Origin of the sequence: Vibrio sp. 10N.222.48.A3 (assembly GCF_041475345.1) — a bacterium.
In the GTDB taxonomy this organism is placed as follows: Bacteria; Pseudomonadota; Gammaproteobacteria; order Enterobacterales; family Vibrionaceae; genus Vibrio; species Vibrio tasmaniensis_A.
Genome location: NZ_JBFRVX010000271.1, coordinates 1 through 6122 on the forward strand (window position 1 = coordinate 1; position 6122 = coordinate 6122).

A 6122-nucleotide genomic window follows, 5' to 3' on the forward strand; every position below is an offset into this window, starting at 1 on the left:
GTGCGAAATATTTGGGGCTCTCCCGCTTCGTTATTGGCTGACGTAAATCGCTACCTGACGGGTTCTCCACTAAAGCTAACTGTGGAAGCAATGTCGGGTGACTTGCAAACTCTGCACAATCAAAACCTAGATAAAGTGAAGCAACTTAAGGCGTTGTGGTGTGAATCTGAAGCGGACTTTTTGGCTTTGATTTCAGGTTCAGATGTGAACAAGCGCAGCTACACCAAGAAGTCTTTGCCGACTTGGTTAGAAGCGGTAACAGCATGGGCGCAGAGCGACACCCATGATTACCAGTTCCCAGATAAATTAGAGAAGTTCTCTCAAGCTACTCTGATTGAAAAAACACCGAAAGGCACTGCTCCACAGCACGCTGTGTTTGAGGCTATTGAGAATTTCTTAAACTCTCCTGCAAATCTAAAAGCTCCATTGCTGGCGCATGCGATTACTCATTGTCGAACCATGTTAGCTAAGGCTAAACAGCAGAAGCAGTGGTTATCGTTTGATGATTTGCTGACCCAGTTATCCGCGTCGATTGATGTGGATGAGCAATCACTGCTGGTGGAGAGAATCCGCACCTTATACCCAGTGGCGATGATTGATGAATTCCAAGATACCGATCCGCTGCAATACAGTATTTTTAGCCGAATCTATCTCGATAATCCGCAGTGCGGCTTGTTTATGATCGGTGACCCAAAGCAGGCTATTTATGGCTTCCGTGGCGCAGATATCTTTACCTATATCAAGGCGAGAAACCAAGTTAGTGCTCACTATACGTTAGGCACTAACTGGCGTTCGAGTGCTGATATGGTCAGCGCGGTAAACCAAGTGTTTATGAATTCGGATAGCCCGTTTATCTACGACCAAGACATTCCATTTTTGCCCGTCGCAGCCAGTCCATCGGCTGACAAACGCCAATGGGTGATGAACGGAGAAACCCAGCATGCACTGACCTTTTGGCTACAAGAAGCGGAAGATAAGCCCTTACCGAAAGGCGAATATCACAAAGCCATGGCCGAGGCGACAGCGAGTCAAATTCAAACCATTCTGACCGCTTCTCAAAACCAACAAGCCTATTTTGATAACGGCAAAAAACAACATGCCGTGAATGCGGGTGATATTGCTGTCTTGGTTCGAACCGGTAGTGAAGGTCGCCTGATTAAGAACGCGTTGTCGGAACAAGGCATTGCGAGTGTGTATTTGTCTAACCGAGATAGCGTGTTCACCAGCTTGGTTGCACAAGATATTCAACGTTTGTTGCAGGCGGTGCTGACACCTGAAAATGACCGAGCATTACGTGCCAGTTTAGCGTCGGAATTGTTTGCTCTGGATGCCGCATCATTGGATGAACTCAACAACGATGAAGTGGTGTGGGAAAACGTCGTTAACGAGTTTAGAGAATATCGTAAGTTGTGGCTGCAACGTGGCGTATTACCAATGCTTCGCAGCGTGATCAGTAAACGACATCTCGCGGAACGCTTACTGGAAGAAGAAAATGGTGAGCGCTCACTCACTGATTTGATGCACATTGGCGAACTGTTGCAACAAGCTAGGCAGGAGCTCGACAGCGACTATGGTTTGTTACGTTGGCTAGCAGAAGCGATATCAGATGCGCAAAATGGTTTAGGTGGCAGTGAAGATGACATTCAACGCCTTGAATCAGAGAGAAACTTAGTTCAAATCGTCACTATTCATAAATCGAAAGGTTTGGAATATGACCTAGTATTCCTGCCGTTCGTGGCGAGTTATCGTGAAGCGAGTGAAGGTAAGTTCTACGATCACGACTCAGATACTACAGTGCTTGATATTACGGGCAGTGATAGTGCCTTAGCGCAAGCCGATAAAGAGCGATTGGCGGAAGACTTACGTTTGATTTATGTGGCGCTTACTCGTGCGGTTTATGGATGTTTCATTGGCATGGCACCGCTACGTAAAGGGCGTTCAACCAAAGAGCCGACCGGCGTTCATTTGAGTGCCATGGGCTACTTGGTTCAAAACGGACAAGAGCAAGGTATTGCTGAGTTGAATCAAGCTTTGTCAGCGATTGAGGGTAAGAATTCAAGCGTATTACTGTCTGAAACTCCGACTGCTCACGAGCACGTTTTTGTACAGACAGAGCAAGTGAGTGAAGACTTACATGCAAGTGAACTTAAAGCTTCAATTGACCGAGCTTGGCGAATCACCAGTTACTCGGGGCTTGTAAAACAAGGCAGTCACGGCTCAAGTCATGACGCGACTATTGAGGTGTCTGGTTTCGATATTGACTCGGCTGATGAACAAGACGAGTCGGAATTGATTGAACCTGAACGTTCTATATTCACCTTCCCTCGTGGCGCTCGTCCAGGTACCTTCTTACATACCTTGTTTGAGGATGTTGAATTTACCGAGCCAGCAACCAGCGAACATAACACGCAAGTAATCACTCACCTATTAGAGTCAGAGCAATACGAACTAGAGTGGTTACCTGTGCTTCAACAACTGGTCGATACGGTGCTGAACACCGCGCTGGATGGTAAGAACTTAAAGCTAAGCGAGAAAGACTCAACGCAACGCTTAGTTGAGATGGAATTCTTACTACCGATCGAAGTGCTTGCCGCATCGGAATTGAATCAAACCATTCAATATCATGACCCGTTGTCGGCTAAAGCGGGCGACCTAGGTTTCCAAACCGTGCAAGGCATGTTGAAAGGCTTCATCGATTTGGTGTTCGAGCACCAAGGTAAATACTATGTGCTCGACTGGAAATCGAACCATTTAGGTGATGACGTTGCCGTCTACCATGGAGAAGCATTAAAATCGGCGATGGCAGACCACCGCTACGATCTGCAATATCAAATCTATGCGTTGGCATTACATCGCTTCTTACGCAGCCGTGTTGCGGATTACAGTTATGAACAACATTTCGGTGGCGTTTATTACTTGTTTTTAAGAGGAATGGACGGCCAATCTCAACAAGGTATTTTCTCGGCGAAACCTACATTGGCTTTGCTCGATGAAATGGATCAATTGATTGACGGTAAAGTGATAGACAGACGTTCAGCGCAATTGAATGACGATGAAACTGGACAGATGGGGCTTCTATAATGACAACGACGACCACTAATACCAGCATAGAAACAGCGAATTCTGTAAAGCCAGTTTCACTTATCCCTGAGCAGCTCATGGATGTACTCAAGTTCCTTGCGGATAAGGGCTCGATTCGTCAGTTGGATTATCAATTTGCCCGTTTTATTGCGCAGCAAGCGACGAGTCACTCTCAAGAGATCGGTTTTCTCGCTGGGTTGGTGAGCCATGAGTTGGGCAAGGGGCATATTTGTACTCAGCTTATACAGCAGCATACGGCAGGCCATGAGCAAACGGCGGATCTTGCTCAGTTACTTGGTTTGTATGGTGAGACGGCACTGCAACTGAACCAAAAATTGCTAGGTATTGATTGGGCTACTGTTCTGCAATCATCTAACTTAGTGGGTACGACCAATGATTGTGTTAAGCCGCTGATGTTTGATGGACAGCGTGTCTACTTACAGCGTTATTGGAACTACGAAGTTGTGTTGGCTGAGACCTTAAACCGTTTAAGTAAGCCAGTAGAGTTCAACTCTGAGCAGAAAAAAGCGCTAACCGAAACGTTGAATCAGTTATTCGCACGCAGTTACCATTTTCTGTTTAATGCCTTAGCCAAGGCTGAAGCAAACCAACAAACGTCTCAGGTATTACGCCAACAACTGGTGTGTGACCATCTAGATATTGTCGACGAACATGTTTTGGATTGGGGTGCGATAGACCAAGTGATTGTTCAAGCCAAGCAAGTGACAGATTTAGATGCGCTGGATAGCCTCGTGCCGTTATCTGTCTGTTTGAATTGGCAAAAGGTCGCGGCAGCGGTGGCGTTAAGTCGACGTTTTGCTGTTATTTCTGGCGGACCGGGCACCGGTAAAACGACCACGGTAACTAAGTTACTTTCGGCTATGGTCGAGCAATCGCTAAGCCAAGGTAAAACACCGACGATCAAGCTAGTGGCACCGACAGGTAAAGCGGCAGCACGTTTAACTGAGTCGATTGGTAAAGCGATTGAGCAGCTGCCATTAGCACCTGAGGTAAAGGCCAACATACCGACTGAATCCAGTACTTTACATAGGTTACTCGGCGCGATTCCTAATCGAGCGGAATTTAGACATAACCGACGTAATCCACTTCACCTTGATATCTTGGTAGTGGATGAAGCATCGATGGTCGACTTATCCATGATGTATAAGCTGGTGGATGCACTCCCTGAACACGCAAGGTTGATTCTGCTTGGTGATAAAGACCAGCTCGCTTCAGTAGAGGCAGGTGCTGTGTTGGGTGATATCTGCTCGTTTAACTCTACAGGCTACAGCACAGCGCAAGGTAACTTGATTGCTGAAATGACAGGCTTTGATGCGATAGCTAAACCAAGACAAGTCAAAACAGGATCGATTAACCCTCCTGCGATTGCAGATAGCTTGTGTATGCTGCAGAAGAGTTACCGTTTTGATGCACGTTCAGGTATCGGGCAGTTGGCAAAGGCGATCAATAACGGCTCTGCAAATCAAGTAGATCAAGTGTTCGGCAAAGGGTTTGAGGATATCGAAAATCATCCCCTGTCGAGTGACAGCTATAATTTGATGCTACGTACTTTAGTCAATGAATATGGTGCGTATCTGAACCGAATGAATGTGCCATTGGAAGAGCTAGAAACTCAAGAAGCGAGAGCGAAATCGGTTCTCGATTTGTTTAGCCAGTGTCGATTACTGTGTTCTATTCGTGAAGGGGATTTTGGTGTTAAAGGCCTCAACCACAGAATCGAAAGGGCGCTTGCCGCAAGACGTTTGGTGAGCCCTCATAATGATGAACTGTGGTATCACGGGCGACCAGTCATGGTGACGCGTAATGATCATGGTTTAGGTTTGTACAATGGTGATATTGGTATCTGTATGCTCGAAGCCGATTCAACGACTTTAGAGTCAAATAGTGCGAATTCCACACCTAGACTGAAGGTGTATTTTGAGTTGCCCGATGGCAGTGTGAAAGCCGTGCTTCCAAGCAGAGTCCCCGATCATGAGACCGCTTATGCGATGACGATACACAAATCTCAAGGCAGTGAGTTTGATCTGACCTTAATGATCTTACCGCCAGACTTCAGCCCTATTTTAACGCGAGAGCTTATCTATACCGGTATTACACGTGCTAAGAAACGACTGATGATGCTCAGCGACACAAATGTGTTGAAGCGTGGGATTAAGGTGAAAACAGAGCGAGTGAGTGGTTTAGGAAGTCGATTAACTAACTGACGGTCAGTGGTTTTAGTGGAGGTGTTGCTGGAAGTAAAACTACGAAATAGCAGGGTAAATCGTATACACAAAGCAACCATCCGTGGTTGCTCTGAACGCTATCAGGAATCAGTACCCAAAAACGCTCGAGTAAACGATATATGGTTTATCTTGTATTTTGGTTGGCAATTCAAAATAAACTCTTTTAGATTTTCGCTCACAGGGAACACGCAGTGTACGTCTAACCCTTCTAAGAATTGGTTATCAGCCATATCCCAAAAACTTTGCAGCGAGTTACAAACAATGGTTCTCATATCAATGTTGCTCTTTTGCTGTTTATATTAACGAGCAGACTGACTACTAGCATGCTGATCGTTAACGGGTATAGCAATCCGTGCAGTGACCACCTAAATGTCATAGGTTAAACATTCGGCGGCATTCCAATAAAAACGCTTGTCGATATTCATAAAGCGTGCAAATTCTATACAATTATAGCTGTGAATGAAAGTGCATATTTAATAAATATCACATGAGAAACGATTACATTTGCAATGAATTCCTCATAAAAGTGAGATTTTACTCCAAATTTAATTTACACATTTAACGCTAAGATCTTGGAATTCCTTTGATAGTTGTACAGACCTTGCTTTTCCATTGGTAATTCATCAACAGTAATCTCATAAAAACCCTGTTCACGGAACCAATGAAGGCTGTGTGTGGTAAGAACAAAGATTTGGTCGATATCACGAGATTTGGACTGATGACGCATGTAATCAAGCAGTAACTGCCCACGGTTTCCATCTCGGTAGTCAGGGTGAATTGCCACGCAGGCCATCT

Annotated in this window: 3 protein-coding genes and 1 pseudogene; 2 read left to right on the forward strand and 2 right to left on the reverse strand. The window is 45.4% G+C overall.

Annotated elements, in window-relative coordinates; all coding sequences use genetic code 11:
- Positions 1-3081: exodeoxyribonuclease V subunit beta (gene recB, locus AB4653_RS08935; protein ID WP_372103890.1), on the forward strand; the 3081-nt coding region annotated here is incomplete at its 5' end.
- The gene (gene recD / locus AB4653_RS08940) at positions 3081-5306 is read left to right on the forward strand and encodes an exodeoxyribonuclease V subunit alpha (RefSeq protein ID WP_009848355.1); all 2226 of its coding nucleotides are present in this window, start codon (positions 3081-3083) and stop codon (positions 5304-5306) included. The genes recB and recD, both read left to right, overlap by 1 nt.
- Before the next feature lie 101 nt (positions 5307-5407).
- Here the strand turns inward: recD and AB4653_RS08945 are convergent, their stop codons facing one another.
- Both AB4653_RS08945 and AB4653_RS08950 read right to left on the reverse strand, forming a co-directional pair.
- Positions 5408-5599: a hypothetical protein gene (locus AB4653_RS08945; RefSeq protein WP_009848356.1), complete on the reverse strand. Its 192-nt coding sequence runs from the start codon at positions 5597-5599 to the stop codon at positions 5408-5410.
- A 278-nt stretch (positions 5600-5877) separates the two neighbouring features.
- Positions 5878-6122: pseudogene (locus AB4653_RS08950) on the reverse strand (amino-acid N-acetyltransferase); the annotation flags it as partial.